Source organism: Sphingobacterium sp. 1.A.5 (assembly GCF_002734235.1).
GTDB lineage: Bacteria > Bacteroidota > Bacteroidia > Sphingobacteriales > Sphingobacteriaceae > Sphingobacterium > Sphingobacterium daejeonense.
The window spans coordinates 1-19648 of record NZ_PEBA01000023.1 but is presented as its reverse complement, the minus strand read 5'-3'; the positions used below and the strand labels follow the sequence as shown (position 1 = coordinate 19648).

The 19648-nt window shown below is 35.9% G+C and carries 20 protein-coding genes and 1 other RNA gene; 14 read left to right on the top strand and 7 right to left on the bottom strand.

Going from position 1 to position 19648, the window contains the following annotated elements:
- The first annotated feature begins 71 nt into the window (after window positions 1-71).
- The 11 genes from CRT24_RS10595 to CRT24_RS10540 all read left to right on the top strand — a co-directional run bounded on the left by CRT24_RS10595 (window position 72) and on the right by CRT24_RS10540 (window position 10267).
- Window positions 72-1403: a DUF262 domain-containing protein gene (locus CRT24_RS10595; protein WP_099371210.1), complete on the top strand. Its 1332-nt coding sequence runs from the start codon at window positions 72-74 to the stop codon at window positions 1401-1403.
- Window positions 1404-1429: 26 nt separating this feature from the next.
- Window positions 1430-3397 carry a DUF262 domain-containing protein gene (locus CRT24_RS10590; RefSeq protein ID WP_180269115.1) on the top strand — a complete coding sequence of 656 codons (1968 nt, stop codon included), beginning with the start codon at window positions 1430-1432 and terminating at the stop codon, window positions 3395-3397.
- Window positions 3398-3564: 167 nt separating this feature from the next.
- Entirely contained in the window at window positions 3565-3897 is a 333-nt protein-coding gene (locus CRT24_RS10585; RefSeq protein ID WP_099371208.1) for a type II toxin-antitoxin system RelE/ParE family toxin, read from the top strand.
- Window positions 3898-3917: 20 nt separating this feature from the next.
- Window positions 3918-5006: an ImmA/IrrE family metallo-endopeptidase gene (locus CRT24_RS10580; protein WP_099371207.1), complete on the top strand. Its 1089-nt coding sequence runs from the start codon at window positions 3918-3920 to the stop codon at window positions 5004-5006.
- Between the two features lie 277 nt (window positions 5007-5283).
- The gene (locus CRT24_RS10575) at window positions 5284-5670 is read left to right on the top strand and encodes a hypothetical protein (RefSeq protein WP_099371206.1); all 387 of its coding nucleotides are present in this window, start codon (window positions 5284-5286) and stop codon (window positions 5668-5670) included.
- Between the two features lie 240 nt (window positions 5671-5910).
- Entirely contained in the window at window positions 5911-6249 is a 339-nt protein-coding gene (locus CRT24_RS21415; RefSeq protein ID WP_099371204.1) for a DUF3853 family protein, read from the top strand.
- Window positions 6246-7292: an AAA family ATPase gene (locus CRT24_RS10560; protein ID WP_099371203.1), complete on the top strand. Its 1047-nt coding sequence runs from the start codon at window positions 6246-6248 to the stop codon at window positions 7290-7292. The genes CRT24_RS21415 and CRT24_RS10560 overlap by 4 nt, the downstream gene beginning before the upstream one ends.
- A 69-nt stretch (window positions 7293-7361) precedes the next feature.
- On the top strand, window positions 7362-8315 hold the full coding sequence (locus CRT24_RS10555) for a toprim domain-containing protein (RefSeq protein ID WP_180269114.1): 954 nt from the start codon (window positions 7362-7364) through the stop codon (window positions 8313-8315).
- Window positions 8316-8360: 45 nt separating this feature from the next.
- On the top strand, window positions 8361-8750 hold the full coding sequence (locus CRT24_RS10550; protein WP_257214019.1) for a MobC family plasmid mobilization relaxosome protein: 390 nt from the start codon (window positions 8361-8363) through the stop codon (window positions 8748-8750).
- On the top strand, window positions 8731-9642 hold the full coding sequence (locus tag CRT24_RS10545; RefSeq protein WP_099371201.1) for a relaxase/mobilization nuclease domain-containing protein: 912 nt from the start codon (window positions 8731-8733) through the stop codon (window positions 9640-9642). The genes CRT24_RS10550 and CRT24_RS10545 overlap by 20 nt, the downstream gene beginning before the upstream one ends.
- A gap of 4 nt (window positions 9643-9646) precedes the next feature.
- On the top strand, window positions 9647-10267 hold the full coding sequence (locus CRT24_RS10540) for a hypothetical protein (protein WP_257214018.1): 621 nt from the start codon (window positions 9647-9649) through the stop codon (window positions 10265-10267).
- Between the two features lie 186 nt (window positions 10268-10453).
- On the opposite strand, the gene def is transcribed toward CRT24_RS10540, so the two are convergent.
- The 6 genes from def to CRT24_RS10510 all read right to left on the bottom strand — a co-directional run bounded on the left by def (window position 10454) and on the right by CRT24_RS10510 (window position 15025).
- Window positions 10454-11035 (bottom strand): peptide deformylase, encoded by a 582-nt coding sequence (def, locus tag CRT24_RS10535; RefSeq protein WP_073582486.1) that lies wholly within the window; start codon window positions 11033-11035, stop codon window positions 10454-10456.
- Between the two features lie 58 nt (window positions 11036-11093).
- The gene (locus CRT24_RS10530) at window positions 11094-11660 is read right to left on the bottom strand and encodes a Crp/Fnr family transcriptional regulator (protein WP_099371450.1); all 567 of its coding nucleotides are present in this window, start codon (window positions 11658-11660) and stop codon (window positions 11094-11096) included.
- A 239-nt stretch (window positions 11661-11899) separates the two neighbouring features.
- Entirely contained in the window at window positions 11900-12976 is a 1077-nt protein-coding gene (locus tag CRT24_RS10525) for a winged helix DNA-binding domain-containing protein (protein ID WP_144034559.1), read from the bottom strand.
- A gap of 10 nt (window positions 12977-12986) precedes the next feature.
- Window positions 12987-13430, bottom strand: a complete 444-nt coding sequence (locus CRT24_RS10520) for a VOC family protein (RefSeq protein WP_099371199.1) — start codon at window positions 13428-13430, stop codon at window positions 12987-12989.
- A gap of 254 nt (window positions 13431-13684) precedes the next feature.
- Window positions 13685-14218, bottom strand: a complete 534-nt coding sequence (locus CRT24_RS10515; RefSeq protein ID WP_099371198.1) for a dihydrofolate reductase family protein — start codon at window positions 14216-14218, stop codon at window positions 13685-13687.
- A 72-nt stretch (window positions 14219-14290) separates the two neighbouring features.
- Entirely contained in the window at window positions 14291-15025 is a 735-nt protein-coding gene (locus tag CRT24_RS10510; RefSeq protein ID WP_099371197.1) for an AraC family transcriptional regulator, read from the bottom strand.
- A 210-nt stretch (window positions 15026-15235) separates the two neighbouring features.
- Here CRT24_RS10510 and CRT24_RS10505 point away from each other — a divergent pair, with 210 nt between their 5' ends.
- Window positions 15236-16075, top strand: coding sequence for a tyrosine-type recombinase/integrase (locus CRT24_RS10505; RefSeq protein WP_099371196.1), 840 nt, complete (start codon window positions 15236-15238; stop codon window positions 16073-16075).
- Window positions 16076-16385: 310 nt separating this feature from the next.
- Here the strand turns inward: CRT24_RS10505 and ssrA are convergent.
- Window positions 16386-16754, bottom strand: a transfer-messenger RNA (tmRNA) gene (ssrA, locus tag CRT24_RS10500).
- 301 nt (window positions 16755-17055) lie between these two features.
- Between ssrA and CRT24_RS10495 the strand changes: the two genes are divergently transcribed.
- Both CRT24_RS10495 and CRT24_RS10490 read left to right on the top strand, forming a co-directional pair.
- The gene (locus CRT24_RS10495) at window positions 17056-17448 is read left to right on the top strand and encodes a RidA family protein (RefSeq protein ID WP_257214017.1); all 393 of its coding nucleotides are present in this window, start codon (window positions 17056-17058) and stop codon (window positions 17446-17448) included.
- A 274-nt stretch (window positions 17449-17722) separates the two neighbouring features.
- Window positions 17723-18793, top strand: a complete 1071-nt coding sequence (locus CRT24_RS10490; protein WP_099371194.1) for a hypothetical protein — start codon at window positions 17723-17725, stop codon at window positions 18791-18793.
- Window positions 18794-19648 lie beyond the last annotated feature (855 nt).

Sequence of the window (19648 nt, the reverse complement as noted above, 5' to 3'; positions counted from 1 at the left end):
AGTAAAAATATAAAGGAGCTGTGTAAAAATCCGGATCCTTAAAGATAAAGCTAACTACAACCAAAATAAACATGAGTACTTTACAAGCTACTGTACAATTTATTAAGGAATTGCCTTTTCAAGAATTGGTAATTCCAGATTATCAGCGCCCCTACGTTTGGCAATTAAAAGAGTTTCGACAGTTGTGGGATGATATTTTACAGAGTTTGGCTCATGGCAGAAAAGACTATAGAATAGGCACAATCATTTTACATGAAAACTCAGACAATGGAAAATTAGAAATTGTGGATGGGCAACAACGTCTAACCACTTTGTCGTTGCTATTATATATGCTTAATCAGGAAGAAACAGCTAATTTATATTGCAGTTCTTTTTTAAGTGAAAAGCAATTTCTTCATCAAAGTTCTGCTGAAAACATTCTTAACAATTGTAACGAACTTCGTCAATGGATAGAAGAAGAGTTAATAGCGCCTTCAGAATTATATGCTTATATCCTCAACCATTGTTCGGTAACTATACTTAAGGTAAACGATATTTCAGCTGCCTTTCAAATATTTGATACTCAAAATGGTCGTGGTCTAACGCTTCAAGCCTATAATTTATTGAAAGCGTATCATATGCGCTTCTTGGATCATTTACATGAAGACGAAAAAATAAAAATTGATAAAAATTGGGAATCTAGCGCTCGTAACGAAAAGCACAAAGACTATCTAGAACAAGTGATACACGAACAACTGTATCGTACACGTGTTTGGGCTAATAATCAAGACGCTTACGCATTCTCCAAAAAACACATTAAAGGATTCAAAGGAAGCTCCGTTACCAAACTATTGTATCCGTTTGAAAATTATGTGTATCAAAGTTCTATATTGAATGAAGATATGGTACGCCGATTTCCTACAGAAAAATATGGAATTGGATTCGAAATAACACAACGCATCAAAAATGGCGATCATTTTTTTGATTATATACAAGCTTATGTAAGTATGTATCAATATTTGTTTGAGTCTACTTCTGAAAATGAAGACATAAAAGATTTCCGCGCTTTTTACAGGGAATATTGCACACGATTCAGAAAAAAGGGTGATGAATATTTATTAGAATTGTATAAATCATTAATCATGTGTGTGTTCGATCGTTTTGGTACGCTAGGATTAAACAAATACTATAAGCTATTATACGCTTGTGTCTTTAGATTTCGACTAGAGAAAAAGTTTGTAAAATATGCTAGTGTGGCTAAACTTCCTGCCTCATTATTTACAGGTATTTGCAATGCGAAAGACATTTTAGACTTACGTTTTATACGCGAGTATGCATTGCAACCCATCGAGAAAAAGGATAACGGAAATAATGAAATTGTAGAACAGTTTTTTGATCAACATCTAAAAGTAGAAATGTACTAATGAGCACAACTTCGAGATCTCTTGATATGGCCAAGCCAATCCTAGATATTGTCACAAAGCCTTATATAATACCTTTTTACCAAAGAAACTATAATTGGGGAATTGATGAAATTACCCAATTACTACAAGATATCTACGAAAGTTATCATAAGGATAAAAAGCAAGATTACTTCTTGGGAAGTTTAATCGTGTTTAAAAGACAAGCAGCGTCAATTTATGAAGTGATTGATGGGCAACAACGATTAACAACCTTACATATTATTCTAAGTTTACTTTGGAAAGAGATAAATCGCATTTATCCGTTAGCATACGATTCAAGACCAGAAGTAGTTTCATTTTTTACCAATCTTAGAAATCAACAAATCGATTTTGAAGCTACAGTTCAAGAAATATCAGAAGCTAATTTGAATAATTTTCTTAAAGCAATTGATACGGTTCTCAATACCAAATTGGAAAGTGATATTGATTCAACTTTAGCAATTCATAATCTTATTGAAAACGATGAAATACATTCTTTTATAGATTACTTACTTCATAAGGTAATATTAGTAGAGGTGGTAATGCCAGAAGATACCGATGTAGCTAGTTATTTTGAAATAATGAATAACCGAGGAAAGCAATTAGAAGAGCATGAAATCATCAAAGCTCAACTAATGGCCAAAATCAAAAATGCAAAACAGCGACATCTATTTGGAAAGGTTTGGGATGCTTGCTCAGAAATGAATCGCCCTGTGCAAAAGTTTTTTACACCAGACGAACGTTTATTTTTGTTTGGAGAAGATTACGATGCTATTTTCCCGAAAAGAATTACGCAGTTAGACTATCAAACTGATAAAGAGGTGGCCTCCTCCATACTTGATATAATAAAGAATCCAAATCAAAAATTACGAAGCGACGCTTTAGTTGAACATGAAGATGAGTTAGATGATGATGTTACGTACACATCAATAATTGATTTTAGTAATTTTTTAATTCAAGTATTAAAATTAGTGTATCCTCAAGTGGATATACCATTGAGTAGTGATCAACTATTAAAAATATTTAAAGATATACCTAACAATGTATTAGAAACAGTTACACCTTTAGAATTTGTCCAAAAATTATTATTCTTTCGTGTAGTTTTTGATAGATTTGTCGTTAAATCAAATGCTGGATTAGAAAATAATGATTTATTGGATGAAGAAGATAATGGGGCAAGATGGACTTTGAAAAAACCTGTGATGCGTTGGCAAAATCGACAAAAATATGCTAAGTATTATAGAACTTTAAAGTTTGTAAATTCTTTTAAAGAAACAAAGGATAATCTATCTTATCAAGATAGAATTGTAAAACTATTGTCGATGTTGCAAGTGACTTACAGACAACGAAAAAATAAAAATTACTTGCAGTATATTTTAAGTTTATTCAATCCATCAAATCCATCATCTTTAAATATTAGTGCCGTTGAATATTTACAAAAAGTAGAAGATTTTGCACTTCAGCAATTCGAGAAATTAGATATTTTAGATTTACTTTCAAATGATAGAGAAAGTATTTTCATTCATCAAAATGTTTATTTTAAAGGTACTGATACACCCCATTTTATATTTAATTTTATTGATTACCTATTGTGGGTAGATCAAGTTTGGAATGAAGTTGATTATGGAATTTTACCGAATTTCGATTTTACTTATCGAAATTCCGTAGAGCATCATTTTCCTCAAGCACAACAAGACTTACTTATAACTACAGATTTAGATAAAAACATTATTTTACATTGTTTAGGAAATTTATGTTTAATCAGTAAAGGTGCTAATTCAAAATTGAATGATCGATCTGCCTGGGACAAAGCTACAGATCCACGTTATTCTAATGGAATTTTGACTCCTAAACGAAAAATTATGTATTCAATTTCACAGGAGGATAAATGGAATACAGCTCAAATTGTAAAACATTATTACGAAATTGTGAAAATTTTAGCTGAGCGAAATGAAATTCTAAAATTTAATTGCTAACCAACCATGACCGAAAACGAAATTGACAGCCAATAACAAAATCTTAGCTCAACTTCGCGATTACTTATTACAAAAGTTAATGAGTGTCGAGGTGAGGTGGAAGATGTTTTAGTAAAATAATTAACATAAAGTGTTGTTTAAAATAAAAACTATTTTATACCTTTGCAGTGATAATTACATTCTCTAAAAATAATTTAAAAAAAATAGCAAGCGATCCCAAAAAGTGTTTGAAAGAATTTGGTAATATTCGTAGTAAAAAGATTTTGCAACGATTATCCGATTTAAAAACGGCCGACACTTTAGAAGATGTGCGCCATTTACCGGGTAAGTTTCATGAGTTGGGAGAAAACCGAAAAGGTCAATGGGCCTGCCACTTAGATGGTAATTATCGATTGATATTTAAACCACACGAAGATCCTATTCCTACAAATGAAGACGGTCAATATATCTGGATAGAAATTTTAGGTGTTGAAATTATCGAAGTGGTAGATTACCATTAAATCTTCAAAAACGAAACAACATGGAAAAGGTTAATGAATTTAATTTGGATCTGGCTTTTCATCCCGGAGAAACACTAGCTGAAAAGTTAGGAGAAATAAACATGGGTGCTAAAGAGTTTGCTATTCGTACAGGCAAACCAGAGAAAACAATCACTGCAATTTTAAATGGGGAAAGTGCTATCACACCAGACATGGCAGTACTTTTTGAAGATGTACTACATATTCCAGCGCGTTTTTGGCTCAAGCGTCAGTACGAATACGACGAGTATAAAGCAAGAGAAAAAAGAGCAAGTGTTAAAGCGTTAGCAAAAGATTGGGCGCGTGCTTTTCCATATGCAGAAATGGCCAAATTGGGTTGGGTTATACCAACAAGCAAAGTTGAAGAAAAAGTAGTCTCATTGTTCAAATACTTCCAACTTGGATCTGAAAAAGCATGGGAGAAATATTTTTATGGACAGCAACTCAAGTTGGCGTTTCGTATATCTATACATAATACCAAAAGCCCTCATGCGCTTTCGGCATGGATTAGACAAGGTGAAATACAAGCTGCTCAAATTGAAGCTCCTTCTTACAATCCATCTCAATTTCAGCAAATTTTGGTTTCTATTAAAACATTGATGGCTGAACATCCGGAAGGATTTTTTCAAAAATTACAAGCTTTATGTCTTGAGTGTGGTGTAAAAGTAATATATACACCTTGTATCCAAAAGGCACCAATAAGTGGAGCAACACGCTGGATTAATGATCACCCAGTAATCCAGTTAACGGGTAGATATAATCAAAATGACCGATTTTGGTTTACTTTTTTTCACGAGGTGGGACATATTCTATTGCATGGCAAAAAAGATATATTTTTAGAAGATATTGAATATTCAGATTTAGATAAAGCTAAAGAAAAAGAAGCTGATGACTTTGCTATTAAGTGGACTCTTTCAAAAGAAGAGGAAGAAAATTTATTAGCACATGGTGAGATATCTGAGGAAGTTGTAAAAGTATTTGCAGAACGTTTTGTAACGCATCCAGCTATAATTATAGGGCGATTGCAGAAAAAAGGATTAATTCACTATTCTGTTGGAAGAAAATTTTTCGAAAAATTAAATTTCAATTAAGCTTACTGCTAAGTTAATTTCTAACCAACCAATGACCGAAAACGAAATTGAAAAATTCGCTATAGCATTATTAGAAAATCAGGGATATACGTATATCAATGGTGTTCAATTAGCTCTTGGATTCAAATTCGTTTCTAACTTTAAAAGTTCCTTGAAATTTCTTGCACCTTATGATAATACATCACAAATTATTTAACTGTTCAACAAATGTCTGTTAATGGAAATACTAATGTAAAAATAGGTACAGGACCTATCCCAAAAAATAGATGTAATTAAAATGAAAAAAAAGATCTTTTTCTTGATTGGCATTCTGTTAATACTAATAAATGCTCCGATATTAAATAATTTTATACTTTATCATACGGATAATAATACTTTTAAATATTCAAATTTAAATGGAACCTTTACTTGTATAGACAGATTTGGATTTAAAGATCCTGGTTTAACAGATTTAGCATTTGATCTCTTTATTAAAGAAACAAATCAAGATAAAAAGGATAGTGAATTATTTAGATTATATAAAATTAACCCACTTTGTTTTTGGCGTTGGAATTATTATTTGACCACATCTTTAAATTATAAATACAAAGATTGGGATGAAATTGCAAGTTCTAAGGAATATCAAAATCGTGAAATTAAAGGGGGAAGATACCAACAGTTTTAATAGCAATAAAAGCCTCAAATGCTCAACGAAAGTTGAGCTTTAATATTTTTTTTTGTGGAGCTGGATGGCAATGTAATTAAGTTAGGAAAAAAATAAGGCCACACACCCCCATAAGCCCCATCGGGGTAAAATGCCGTCGGCATGTAATATCTACAGAAATGAAAATCGCGACAAACACCAACGCCGTAGGTGTGGCATGTTTGCTAAATTCCCTTAACTTAATGACATTGAGCCGGTGGGATTGTTTCAGCCCCTCGATTCCCGCACTCACACCCTGAAACCCCTTCGGGTCGAACCCGCCCATCGCAAGTTCGAACCCCTCGGTCCACAAAAAAAAGCTCAACTTTCGCAGAAATACCTAAAGAAGAAGCTACAAGCACATTACCTGAATTCGTATACGGTATTTCGGGTATCATGCAATTGTTTAATTGTAGCAAATCGAAAGCACAGAAAATAAAAAACAGTGGTGTAATTACTGGTGCGATTCAACAAGATCAAAGGACAATTATTGTTGATACTCGGCTTGCTTTAAAATTGTTTAAGGAGTATACCAATCAAAAGAAAAGGAGGTTCATATGATTCCATTTAATCAGAATATTGTCGAAGCTCTTGAAAAGTCTACAGTTAAAATAACAGATGAATTTAAAGAACCTCCTATAATGATAACGATCAGCAATTCGGATTCCGTTATCGGAACCCTTGGGAATTTCAGCGCATCCACGGGAAAGGCGAAGAGCAGGAAGACATTCAACGTGATCTCAATGGTCGCTTCTGCATTGAGTGGTAAACAAGTATTACAATATAAGGTTAAAGTTCCTCCAACCCGTCCAGTGATACTTTATTGTGACACGGAACAGAGTAAGTTTCATTGCCATAGATTACTTTCCAGAATATACAAGCTCATTGATTATCCAACTTCAGAAGTCCACGATAATTTAAAGTTTATCTCTTTAAGAGAATACCCCACTAAGGAACGTATCAATATCATTGAATATGCACTTTTCAAATATGCAGACAGGATCGGACTGGTCATCATAGATGGAATCAGGGATTTGGTTTACGATATTAATAACGCTACCGAAGCGACTGAAATCACGAACAAACTTATGAAGTGGTCGCAGGAACTCAATATCCATATTCATACTGTACTACACTTAAACAAAGGAGATGATAATACTCGGGGGCACTTAGGAACAGAATTGAACAACAAAGCCGAATCCATTCTCCAAATAACTAAAAGTGATCTGGATGCCAACTACAGCACCGTAGCACCAAAATTCATCAGAGATGTCGAATTTGAACCATTCAGCTTCTTTATTGACGATGGTATACCTGTACTTGACGAAAATTTCGACTTAACAAGTCCGAAAGCTAAAAAAGGTTTCAGCTATCAGGAATTATCAGAAGAGAACCATCGAGAGGTATTGCAGGAATTGTTTAATGATTCAGAAATTACCTGTACTTATGATGATTTTGTCGCAAGACTAAAGGACGCTTATTTGGCAAAAGGTTTCAATTTTGGAATTAATAAATCGAAACAGCTAAAGACCTTTTTGGAGAATAAACGGATGATCATCAAGACTGATAAAACCTATCGGTTCAACCCTGAATTTTACTATTAAAAAACAGGTTTAGTTTAGTCTGCCCCTATATAGTAATAGACTAAACTAAACCTATTTAAAATTATGATTATGACATGCACTGAATTAAAGCGTATACCGCTCATATCAATATTAGATTATCTTCGGATTCCATGTGCCAGAATGAACAGTCGTGAAGCATGGTTTAGAAATCCATTCAATGGCGGGAAAGAAAAAACGGCTTCGACAAAAGTCGATATCCATAGAAACATTTGGTATTCACATTCAGAAGGCTTCGGAGGTAACAACATTGATTTTTTGTTGAAGTTTCTGGAAACAGACAATCTATCTATTGTACTGGATTGGGCTGATGAAAGAAAAAATGTCCTTTCTTTTCACCAGCTGACCATATTAGACAAAGCGCCAGCAATGCTATATGAAAATGAACGTGGTTACACCATACTTTCTGTAAAACTACTTGAGAACAAAGCATTAACCGACTATCTGACCGATTCACGAAAAATAGATATTGAAATTGCCAAAGCTTACTGCCAGGAAATCTATTATCGGACGGCAAAAGGACAGACATTCTTTGCTATATGTTTTAAGAATGATTCTGGTGGATTTGAATTGCGAAACAGCTATGACAAACGTTCTTTATTGACCAAGGACATTACTTCGATAAATAACGGCTATAAGGAGGTTGTACTGCTCGAGGGCTTTACCGACTGGCTTTCCTATATGACTTTAAAAAAGAATGCTGGTAAGCCTTATTTAAATGCTAATTACTGCATCCTGAATACTACGGCAAATCTGGAAAAATCATTTCCATTCTTACAACAACATAACGGTATAACAAGTTATCTGGACATAGATGCCAGCGGTGTAAAATCTTACAATACTTTACGAAGTCACTTCGAAAAAACACACGTCCTTAAAAACGGAATGGAGGAATTGCAGAAAAAGAATTGCAATATAAAGGATGTCAATGACTACCTGATTTTCACATCGTCCGAAGAACAAACCAATAATATCCAATCAGGGAGAAAGCTATCGAATATGTAGGTAGCAAGGTTGTGTTTTGGTGACCCCAAAACCTATTAGCTCCCGATGGTCACAGCTAAAAGTAACAATAAAATGAAAGACTCCAAGAAGAAAGGCGGGAGACCCGCACTGGAAAATAAAAAGAAGTTCAGGATCAACGTCCGCTTCGATGAAATGGAACATAAAAGGGTTCTGCAGAACGCAGAGACCGCAGGTATGAGCAAATCGGAATGGGTGCGCAAAAGTGCGATCCTGCGAAAGGTCGTACCGAGGTTTAACGAAGAGCAGATCAAAGCGTTCAGGGCAATCACAGGTGCTTCGAACAACCTTAACCAGCTGACGAAAAAAGCACACCAGACCGGATTGTTTGAGCTGGCACAGGAATGCCAGAATACGATCGGCCATATCAACCACTGTATCGATAAACTATTGCACCATGATAGCGAAGATAATTGAGGGGCGGTCATTTGGGGGATGCGTTGGGTACGTGCTAAAGCAAGACAGTGAGATTATCCATGCAAATGGATTGCGGACGGATTCGGCAAAGACCATCGTACAGGACTTTAATTTTCAGCGGATGCTGAACCCCAGATTGGGCAAAGCCGTTGGACACATTATACTATCGTGGAATACGGCAGATAAGAATATGCTGAACAACGATATCATGGTATCTTCCGCTAAACGCTATCTCGCCAAAATGGGGATCAGGGATACGCAGTGTCTGATGGTCAGACATCACGACCGCAAACATGATCATATCCACATCATCTATAATCGGGTGAACGATCATGGCAAAACCATTTCAAACAGCAATGGTCGGTATAAAAGCTTTAAAGCCTGCAAAGAACTAAATGCGCTATATGGCTTTAAGAAATCCGAGGGAAAGCAAAATGTAAACAGAGGGAGGCTCAAAAGCAACGACAGAACAAAATATCAAATATATGATACTGTAAAGGCAGGTATTCGTAATAGCAAGAACTGGACTGAGTTACGAAGCTTTCTTCGATACAGAGGTGTAGAAATACAGTTTAAATACAGATCGGGCTCTGAGGAGATTCAGGGAATTTCATTCAGCAAAAATGGACAGGTCTTCCGAGGATCAGCTATCGACCGTTCGTTGAGCTTTGGTCAGATCGATAAAGCCCTAAACTGCATAGATAATTCAAAAGAACTTTACCAAACTCCTTTCAGTGGCTCACCTGCAGTTTTATCTGCAGATAATAGCATCGGAAAATCCATTGATGAAGTTGCAGCTGCCTTGTTTACGATCGCTGACATTGTACCAGAAGAGGAAGATCCATTGATCAAAAAAAGAAAAAAGAAAGAAAATTACAGGTTAAAACGTTAAGAATATGCGAACAGAATTAGAAAACCTACAGCAACAGGTAAACACTTTAGAGGAGAATACAGAACTGATCACGCAGGACATCGTACGGATCATGCCGACAATTTTATCCCTGCTTTCCGAGAACGAGAAGAATATGAAGGAATTTCATGATACACGCGTGAAGGATCAAGAACTGTTACGCCAGATACAGATTTTTATGAAGAGTGAGAATGATGTTCTGTCTAAAATAGTCAAGGATTACGATTCACTGCAGAATTTGGCTATTCAGATTGCAGATGCTACAGGGCAAGAGGTAAACAGATTGGTTGACAAGGAAAAAGAGATTGCTTCAAAGTTCGCTGAAATCCCTGATCAGGTCAATATAAAACATCATTATGGTATCGATCTAAAATCAATGCCCGTGATCATTATAATGATATTATTATCGACCTTCACATCACTGGGTTTAGGAGTTCTGTTTGAGAAAAACAAACAATTGAACAATAGAAAATCGTATGAGATGCGCTATCGTATGATGGAATTGGAACTACCCAATGTTACATCGCATATCGATTCCACCTACTCTCTTGACCCCGATAAATTCCATTCTTTGGTGATTAAAAGGGAAGAGGAAACAAATTATTAAACAGCATCGAACGAAAACGTCAAGAGATTGAGAACTTAAGCAATTCTGAATAACGGTCAAGTGTATGAGCAGTAGCGGGTTTTGTACGCTTACTGTTCAGTTTAGCACAAAGATAGCTAAAAGGCAAAAACTTTGCTTTTGGCACTTTCCCCGCTATTGCTTATACATTGTTAGGTGCTGGCATTTTTACACGAATTTTATTGGATATTTCGTCTTTATCTGTCCTTTTGCAATCTTTTTAAGTTTGGATTCCATCAGCCTTCTGGTCAATGGTTTTAGATAGTCAAGATACAAAATTCCTTCTGTGTGGTCGTATTCGTGCTGTATCATTCTTGCGGTCGTTCCGCTAAATGTCTTTGTTTGAAAGTCAAAATCTTTGTTGTAATATTCTATACTAATCGTCCAAGGTCTTTTTACTTTTTGCGATAAATTTGGGATACTTAAACAGCCTTCTTCGTCTTCCCAAAGCTCTGCGGAACGTTCAATGATTTTTGCGTTGATAAAAGTTTCCATTATTCCTTTGTCGTCTTTGTCAAAATAGATTTCCCTGTCCGCTTCGTCAAGATTTTCAAAAGTTGTTTTACTGTCCACTACAAAAAGTCTTATCGGAAGTCCGATTTGTGGCGAAGCCAATCCGCAACCATTGGCGTTTTTCATTGTTTCCCACATATCGGCTATTAGCTTGTCCAACTCGGGATAATTCTTTTCGATGTCGTTGCACTTTTGTTTTAAAATGCTGTGTCCGTATGCTAAAATAGGTCGTTTCATTCCTTTGCTTTTTATCGCAAAGTTCCAAAGAATGAACAAGGTTGGCAATGAACCTATGTTAAGTAATCTGTCTGCGAATACGGCTCAAGCCCTGTGGCGTTATTCCGATGTAGGAAGCCACGTATTTTAGCGGAATGAATTTTAAAATGTCGGGCTGTTCGCTGAACAGTCTTAAATAACGCTCTTTCGCATTGTATTTAAGGAAGGACAGTTCACGTTTGCTTTTAGCCAAAAACAAATTTTCGGAAGCGAAGCGTCCTAAATAATTCCCAACTTTGGTCTGGGCATACACTTTTTGCAAATCGTCAAAGGAAATTTGCCAAACAACGGTTTCCGTCAATGCCTGTAATTCGTATTCGGACGGTGTTTGCGTGAGAAAAGAGTCGTAAGCACAGGTAAATTCTTTGTCGAAACTGAAATTAAAAGTCAGTTCGTTTTCATCATCGGGAATGTAAAACCGAACGATGCCCGTTTCAACGAATGAAAGGTAATTTTCCGTTTCGCCCTGCCGTGTGATGATTTGGTTTTTGGCAAACACCTTTCTGTCAAAATGTGAAGCTATAAATTCCCATTCCGATTCTTGTAGCTTTACGATTCTTTCATAGTATTCTCTTATGTGTCCCATTTTTGACGGTTTTTGTCCTGCTTGCACCTAACGGGCCGCGGCTTGGCGATAGTGCGGGACAAAAATGGACGAAAGTTCAGTTTTGCACGGACGATAGCCAATGCTGTGAGCCGTTGGCTAAATTACAAAAAAAGACAATGCGAACAGCATTGGCGGAATAGAAATCCGAAAGTTGAGTTTTAGCACTTCAGCCCGCATTTCGCCAAACCGATGTTAGCGGCACGTGCCTTTGTTCGGTCTTATTCATAGAACAATTTTAGTTTGGTTTCAGCTGTTTTGTATTTCTTTTTTTGGCTTTCGGTAAGTGATGAAAAAAATGACGGAAAAATTTCAGTTTCATTTCCTTTTGAAACCTTTTTCCACGTTCCGATGACTTTGCCGTTATAAATAATTGTTGGGTAGAAAGTACCGTTTTTTGTAAATGCTTTGGCTTGGTTTTCTGCTTCAATTGTAGCGGTTCTATCTTTATAACTTATGATTAGTTCGTCAAATGCAGGTAAAAAGTAAACCGAATTATCTTTATTGGTTTTCAAATTATCTGTTTCGTTCGTCCAATATTCTTCATTTTCAATGATGCTGGAAATGAATTTAGACTTAACCATTTCAAATGCTTTTTTCGCATCAGAAACATTAAGTCCCGACCACCAAACAAAATCTTTTATCGTTACAGGACTTCGGCTTTGGATATATTTTTCCGCTAATCTTGCCAATGCTTCATCATTTTGTAAGGGTTTTGCCGCAGGTACTTTTCTATCAAATAAAGCATAAGTAAGTTGTTTACCTACTCTTTCGCCATTGCAAACTATCATTTCCGTTTCTGCCCTAAACATAATGTGGCTTGCCCGCAAATCATTTGTGGCAATTCCTTTTTTGTTGAGTTCGTTCATTATTTCTTCTCTGGTCAGGATTTCATTTTTTTCTAAAAGTTTTCTGATTAAAGAATTACTTTTTTTCAAAACTGTTTCGTCCAAACCTAAACTTCGGTTCATTGATGCAACAGATTTATTAAGGTTCGGTGCGGAAAGTTGCATCATCCATCTTACGTCATCCGCAGAAACCAAATGCCAAGTAGGTCTTAACAGATGCGTCCGTATAATTTTTCCGTTGTTTAAATCATCTTCAATTTGTTTGTCAAAAGCATTGTTAGGTAACCGAATGCCGATAGCCAATTTTGACATTGCATAATCCTGTGCCTGAATTGCACCCATCCATTCTAAAACTTCTTGCGGTGTTTTAAGTTTCGGGTTGGAAATTTGCTGATTAATTAGTCTGTTTATTGCAATTTCATTCAAGGTCATTCGTTTTTGATTATTCATTATTTTCTGATCAATCAAATGGAACTTCTTGTGTTAGTGCAAATAAATTACCGTCAGCGGCTTTCAGCACAGCCAATCTTGCTCCAGGCATATCTACGACACCTGTATCAGGATTGTGATTATTTCCCTCCACTGCTTTGCCCTTGCCAATCTCTACCAAAGAACCGTCAGCAATTTCTACCATTGCTTTTGCTCCATTGGTTATAAAATAGCTGTGTGCTTTTTCTATATCTTCAACTTTCCAAAAAATCAATGGATAGTCAACCCAAGGAAGTCGTGAAAGTGAAATGTCCATATTCTCAATATTAAAAGAAGCAAAGTCCTCGTTTTGCCAAGTTGGGTCTTTGCCTAATAAAGAAGCCCAAGTATCAATGCCTTGATTCAAGTTTCTTGCAGGATAAACTATTGAGGCAATCGTAGTAAGTCTGATTTCTGTTTCGTTCTTATTTTCCATAGTTCATTATTTTTAAGTTGTTGAAATTTGGCAGGGTGGTCGGTTGGCATTGACCGCTAACGGAAAACGGCTTTGCGAAGGAGCGGAAAAGGAAGCACAAAAGCTCAGTTTAGCACTATCGTAGCATAAGCCATTTTCTATTTGCTAAATTACAAAAAAGGAAATAAAAATGGCTTATGCGGTAATAGAATTACTGTCGTTGAATTTTGCACTTAACCCGCTCTTTTGCAAAACCGATGTTAGCGGTTCGTTGTTTATCTTTTTCGTATGTAATGCAGTTGCATTAACCCTGTTTCAAATGTTTTTGCTTGAACAAATTCAAGTGTTTGTTCGGGTCTTCCTTCTTTAAAAAGTCGTGTTCCATTGCCTAATAGAACAGGTATAACCGAAATTATAAATTCGTCTATTAAATCGTGTTTCAAAAGTTCATTTATTACTTCTGCACCACCATCACAATAGATATTTTTTCCTTTTTCAGATTTTAGTTGTTTGACCAATTCAGATAAGTTTCCTGTGTAAAAAGTTGTTCTGCCTACCTTTGGTCTTTGATTTCTTGTTATGACATAAACATCTCTTTGTCCGTTGTCGTAGTGAGAAGAACCGATTTCTTTAAGCACATAATCATAGGTTCTTCTACCAATAATTAACGTGTCTATTGTGTTTGTAAACGCTGCATAACCGTAGTCTTCTCCTTCTTTTTCAACGAGTTTTAAAAAACTAAGGTCGTCATTAGGTTTTGCAATGTAGCCGTCTAAACTTGTTGCAATAAAAAGTGATATTTTTCGCATTTGCTTAAATTTATAAAGTTTCTGCAAAGTTACCTTTAAGAAAACATTGGTACTTTGTAAAAATGCGACATTTTAAAGTTGCGATGGCAAAAGTCCTGTGTTTCGTTTGATTTCGTTGGTAAGATGTGAATGGTCATAATAGCCACATTCAAAAGCAATATCTAACAAGCTACGATTGTCATTTGAATTTTTGATTGTATTCAAAGCATTCTGAAAGCGAATAATATTTGAATATTCTTTTGGGGATAAGCCAATGAGCCTTTTAAAATTTCTCTCTAATTGTCTTACAGTTGTGAAATTTCGTTTTGACAGTTCGTAAATGCTTATTTGTCCGTTTGTTGAGTGTATATCATTAATAACCGATTGTAATGGATTGTGTTTGCTATTTATTCTTTCGGAAAAAAAATGGTTAAAATAATGGAACGGGGCTTTGAGGGTTTTATCAATATTAAAGGAATTGGATTTTTCAAACTCAATAGTGTCGTTGGTCAATTCATTTTGTGAATTATAGTTATAGAAATTTGCAAATGTTGCAGGCTTCAGGCACGCTCCTAATAAATGTGTGTTACTATCAATAAAGCTGTCTTTGAATGTATTCATTGCACCGACTACATATGTTTTTCCAAATTCCATTGAGGCAGAACCATTGTCTGTCAAACACGTATCTCCCAAATTTATTACAATACCTGCACAACCATCTGGAAAAACCCTTTCCCATTGCGTCCCACATTCGTTTCCTTTTAGCTCCCAATAGAAATGAATAAAGGGTTCTAATTCTCTGTAAGGCTTAACTTTTTCGTACTTCATCGGTTTCTACGGTGTTGTTCGCTACAATGACCGCTAACATTTCTTTTTCACGAAACTAATATACAAAAATATTCGCTAATCCATCTCTATAGACGAATTGCGTGTCACAAGCATTAAATATAATACAATACGCTATTATTTAACCGTTTAATTAATTTAAAAAATCATAAATAGCGAAACAAATCTTATTATTTCATAGTTATTGTAAATATGGAAAGCGAAGTTATATTGAAAACATTTCAAACAAAATTGAATACACAGAGATATGCCAAGAATACTATTAAGTCATATATGGACTATGCTAGCCTATTTTTGAAGCATCTCAATGAATATCCATCCTTAAAAGATGTGCCTGTGAGAGCTATAGAATCTTTCATCAATGAAAAAGTTCAAAAAGAGCAGATCAGTGTTTCCTATCAGAAAGGTTTAGTTGGGGCTATTAAGAAGCTATACGAATTGACACTTAACCAAAAGGTTCAGCTCGATTACTTATATCCCAAAAGATCGTTTTCTAAACTGCCCAAATTCTTTTCCAAAGAAGAAATTCGACAATTAATAGATAGTACCAACAATATTAAGCATAGAGCGATATTAATGACCATTTATAGCTGTGGCTTACGCCTAAGCGAATTGCTGAACCTCAAGATAGAAGATATACGATCTTCTGAAAAGATTATCCGAATCAACCAAAGCAAAGGCAACAAAGACCGGATTGTATCCTTACCAGATAAATTACTGGATATTTTAAGAGATTATTATTTGCTTTATAAGCCTACAAACTACCTTTTTGAAGGAGAAAAAGGAAATCGATACAGTGAACGTAGCGTGCAACTTGTATTGAAAAAATCATTAGCTAACGCGAAAATAAAAACCGAAGGCACAGTACATACATTACGTCATTCGTACGCTACACATTTAATTCAATCTGGTATTGATGTCCGAATTGTTCAGGAACTGCTCGGTCATGAAAACATAAAAACAACCATGATCTATACACACATTACCGATATTGATAAAAAGCGCACCCCTAGTCCACTTGATTTTTTATAAATTCTCCAAAAAAGCTTGACACGCATGATTTTATACAACCTATTCTATCTTAATATTGAGCTGAGAAACAAACATATTCTGTCCGAAATAAGTCCGAAAATAGCAAAAGCCACTGATTATCAGTGGCTTTTGTCGGGGTGGCAGGATTCGAACTTTTAATACACTTTTCGCGAGTTACAGCAAAATACGATTAATGAATATTATTAAATAAACTCTTCAACATAATTTTGAATTGTATTAATATAACAACACCCAAAACTGGGTGTAGTTTTGGGTGTTAATCTTGTAAATTATTGAATTTCAAGTTGTTTTGTGGAGCCGGAGGGATTCGAACCCTCGTCCAAACATAGTATGATTTACGCTTTCTACATGCTTAGCTTCTCTTTGGTTGTCGGGAGAGGGAAGGTGAGTCGCTTACCTATACCTTTCTCCGTATTTGCTGGATCTTATCCTTGTTTAGCAACGTCGCAAGGACCAGTTCTACTGTTCGGTGCCTCTGATGTCAAGCTGTAGAACAGAACTTGACGAGACAAAAGCTAAATCTTAATTCTAAATTAAGCAGCTAAGGCGTAGTTTTCTTCGCCATTTGAAAAGTTGAAAGTTCAGATTAAAGTGCTAGACTAACAATGCACTGCATGCTTACATAACCATCGCTATCCTGTCAATTCCGGTCGACCCCATGTTATGTAGGGCTACAAATGTAATCAATTTATTGGACTCCTAAAACCTTAAAAAGTTTAATCCAATCCAAATAAATATGGCTTTTGCCTATGTTTCTGGCAATTAATCAAATACAGAAAATATTAATTCTTTTTGACCGTTTATTTCTTGTATAATTAGCTGTAATTCTAATCTAGAACTTTAAAAATTATTTTAATGAAATCATGAAAAACAATCAGAGTTTTAAAAACATATTTAAAGTATTATCATTGGTTTTTATTTTTATTCCCTTTATTTCCTCAGCTCAAAAATCTAAATCTATGGTACATTTTAATACTCCGCAAACTTATATCGGATATTCAAAATCCGTTGAAGTCGACCTTCAAAACTCAAAGATGGTCATCATTTCTGGACAGGTAGCAATAGATAAAAATGGTAAGCTAATAGGAGAGGGCAGCATGGAAAAACAAACCGAACAAGTTTTTACAAATCTAAAAGAATTGGTGGAACAGCATGGTGGTACCATGAAGGATATTGTAAAGTTGGGCTATTTCATTAAAGATTTAGAACGAATAGATGAGGTAAGGTTAGTTCGGGATAAATTTATCAATCAGGAACACCCTCCGGCAAGTACTTTAGTAGAAATTAAAAGTCTGTTCCGACCTGAATTGTTGATTGAAATTGAAGCAACTGCTATAATACCTAAATTATAGTGCTTTTTGGATAGGATTATATAAACAAAATTGCTATATTACTGTTTTAAAAGATGATAAGTCAAAATTTTGACCTATTCTAATACATAATTCTGCGAAGAATTGATCCCCGTTCTTAACATTCGGCAAATGGAAATGGAAATGCCAGGATGAAAACCAAATGATTAAAAAACAAAAAGGGCAATTTAATTGCTTTAGAAATAATAGATGATCGGATATATAGATACATATTCCGACTTGAACAAATTACTAAAATATACTAAAATTATACACAATGGCTGAGGAAAACAACGCTAAAACTACAGCTCCGGAAACTGCTGCCAAAGAGAACAGTCCCGCGAAGCCTGCACGAGCAACAACAAGAAAAGCTCCAGCAAAATCAACTGCAACCAAAACTACTGCTGTAAAAGAAGATCCTAAGAATACTCCAAATCCTGGAAAAACTGAGGGTGAAGGTTCTAATACCAATGCCCGTAAAGGCAGTGATCCAGATACACCAACAAAGCCGATCCATGAAGGTGGCTCAACAGAAAAACCTGCTACAACAACCACATCTTCCAGATCAGCACGTGCTGCAAAACCAGCTGCTGCGGTAGCGAAAACTACTGCTACCAAAACTTCAGCTGCACCTACTGCTGCCGCGAAATCTCCAGCAACAAAAGCTGCTGCAACGGCTACTGCTAAGCCAGCTGCAAAAACTACAACAGCTGCTAAGCCAACTGCAACAAAAGCCGCATCAGCAAAACCTGCTGCATCTAAAACTTCTGCTGCAAAACCTGCAACTGCAAAAACTACTGCTGCAAAGCCAGCTTCATCAGCAAGTAAACCAGCCGCTTCTGCGTCTGCTAAGCCTTCAGCAACAAAAGCACCGGCAACAAAACCTGCTGCTGCTAAATCTACAACTGCTTCAGCGAAGCCAGTGTCTAAAGCTGCACCTGCAAAAGCAACTACGCCTACAAAGGCTGAAGAGTCTAAAATTGAAAAAGAATCTTCGTATAAAGAGGAGGTTCCTAACAATAAAACAGTAAAAGAAAATCCTGATAAAAAATCTAAGGACAAAAAGTCAAAGGCTAAAAAGAACAAGCTTGAAAAAACTAAAGCTCCAAAAACCAACGACAGCAAGAAATCAAAAGATGCCGTTAAGGTAAAAGAGGAAAAAGCTAAAGACAAAAAAGCTCCGAAAAAAGCTAAAAAAGATGTTGTAAAAGCTAAGGCTGACAAGTCACCCAAAAAGATCAAGAAAAGTGAAGGCAAAACTTTGAAAAAATTAAAGAATGCATTCACTGAAATCTACAATAAAATTGTGGGCGACGATAAAGGCAAAAAGTCCAAGAAAAAGAAATAGCAAATACCGTTAAGGTGATAAATTCAAAATCCCGATAAACGGATTGATTAATCAATCCGTTTATCGGGATTTTTTGCATCAAAATTCTATGATAGTTACACCCCTACAGGGTTTAATGCCTTTCTGTATGTGACACATTTATAATTGTTGCACCTTTAATGAGTTTTATGGGTTAAATGACATAGTCATGTTTTCAGTGGAAGTCAGCAGACGAAGCCCCGCTCATTTTCAGTGGCGGAAGAATGGATAAAATGCCGCGGCCATTGTGCGTTGGGATTGACCTTGGATGCTTTCAATCTATTATCTCCAAAAAAAGAGATAATAGATTAGAACGGCATCCTCGGCAATAAGGCATTTTGTTCATGTGCGAGGGATTGTGCGACAAGCCACCTTAAATGAGCAAGCGTTTTTGGTTACTTTTGCGCTTCAAAAGTAACATCCCATGCCATGGAATGGCAAAATAATTAGTGGTTATTATAGTTACACCCCTAAAGGGTTGTAGGTTGATATAATCGTTTTCTATAATAGTTACACCCCTTCTATGTTGTATTCCAAATTTTTTTTTTGATTATTTGCCTCTATGGTTGTTTTTCCGTTCCCTTTCCCTTGCTTTGGGCCATAGACCTTCCGCCCGACGGATTTTCCGCCGGTAGCCAAATGACAGTTACTTTTCAAACAGCCTTCTATGAGCAGACCTATGGCTGCAGTGTCTTTTTCAGTTTGTAAAGTATGGGTGCCGCAAACTACAATGAGAGCGGACGCAATGCCGCAAGGGGTGTATAGCGGTCACCCATTTTATGTGTCTATCCAAGTACCGTCATTTCACTATTCCGATAACATATTTTTCCCTGGTCC

What these genes read in the sequence shown, in the direction of transcription:
- CRT24_RS10505 (WP_099371196.1), top strand. Translation starts at nt 15,236, where the DNA reads ATGGAAAGCGAAGTTATATTGAAAACATTTCAAACAAAATTGAATACA.
- CRT24_RS10555 (WP_180269114.1), top strand. Translation starts at nt 7,362, where the DNA reads ATGACATGCACTGAATTAAAGCGTATACCGCTCATATCAATATTAGAT.
- CRT24_RS10580 (WP_099371207.1), top strand. Translation starts at nt 3,918, where the DNA reads ATGGAAAAGGTTAATGAATTTAATTTGGATCTGGCTTTTCATCCCGGA.
- CRT24_RS10495 (WP_257214017.1), top strand. Translation starts at nt 17,056, where the DNA reads ATGGTACATTTTAATACTCCGCAAACTTATATCGGATATTCAAAATCC.
- CRT24_RS10590 (WP_180269115.1), top strand. Translation starts at nt 1,430, where the DNA reads ATGGCCAAGCCAATCCTAGATATTGTCACAAAGCCTTATATAATACCT.
- def (WP_073582486.1), bottom strand. Translation starts at nt 11,035, where the DNA reads ATGAAACGACCTATTTTAGCATACGGACACAGCATTTTAAAACAAAAG.
- CRT24_RS10560 (WP_099371203.1), top strand. Translation starts at nt 6,246, where the DNA reads ATGATTCCATTTAATCAGAATATTGTCGAAGCTCTTGAAAAGTCTACA.
- CRT24_RS10540 (WP_257214018.1), top strand. Translation starts at nt 9,647, where the DNA reads ATGCGAACAGAATTAGAAAACCTACAGCAACAGGTAAACACTTTAGAG.
- CRT24_RS10545 (WP_099371201.1), top strand. Translation starts at nt 8,731, where the DNA reads ATGATAGCGAAGATAATTGAGGGGCGGTCATTTGGGGGATGCGTTGGG.
- CRT24_RS10530 (WP_099371450.1), bottom strand. Translation starts at nt 11,660, where the DNA reads ATGGGACACATAAGAGAATACTATGAAAGAATCGTAAAGCTACAAGAA.
- CRT24_RS10525 (WP_144034559.1), bottom strand. Translation starts at nt 12,976, where the DNA reads ATGAATAATCAAAAACGAATGACCTTGAATGAAATTGCAATAAACAGA.
- CRT24_RS10490 (WP_099371194.1), top strand. Translation starts at nt 17,723, where the DNA reads ATGGCTGAGGAAAACAACGCTAAAACTACAGCTCCGGAAACTGCTGCC.
- CRT24_RS10510 (WP_099371197.1), bottom strand. Translation starts at nt 15,025, where the DNA reads ATGAAGTACGAAAAAGTTAAGCCTTACAGAGAATTAGAACCCTTTATT.
- CRT24_RS10520 (WP_099371199.1), bottom strand. Translation starts at nt 13,430, where the DNA reads ATGGAAAATAAGAACGAAACAGAAATCAGACTTACTACGATTGCCTCA.
- CRT24_RS10515 (WP_099371198.1), bottom strand. Translation starts at nt 14,218, where the DNA reads ATGCGAAAAATATCACTTTTTATTGCAACAAGTTTAGACGGCTACATT.
- CRT24_RS10550 (WP_257214019.1), top strand. Translation starts at nt 8,361, where the DNA reads ATGGTCACAGCTAAAAGTAACAATAAAATGAAAGACTCCAAGAAGAAA.
- CRT24_RS10575 (WP_099371206.1), top strand. Translation starts at nt 5,284, where the DNA reads ATGAAAAAAAAGATCTTTTTCTTGATTGGCATTCTGTTAATACTAATA.
- CRT24_RS10595 (WP_099371210.1), top strand. Translation starts at nt 72, where the DNA reads ATGAGTACTTTACAAGCTACTGTACAATTTATTAAGGAATTGCCTTTT.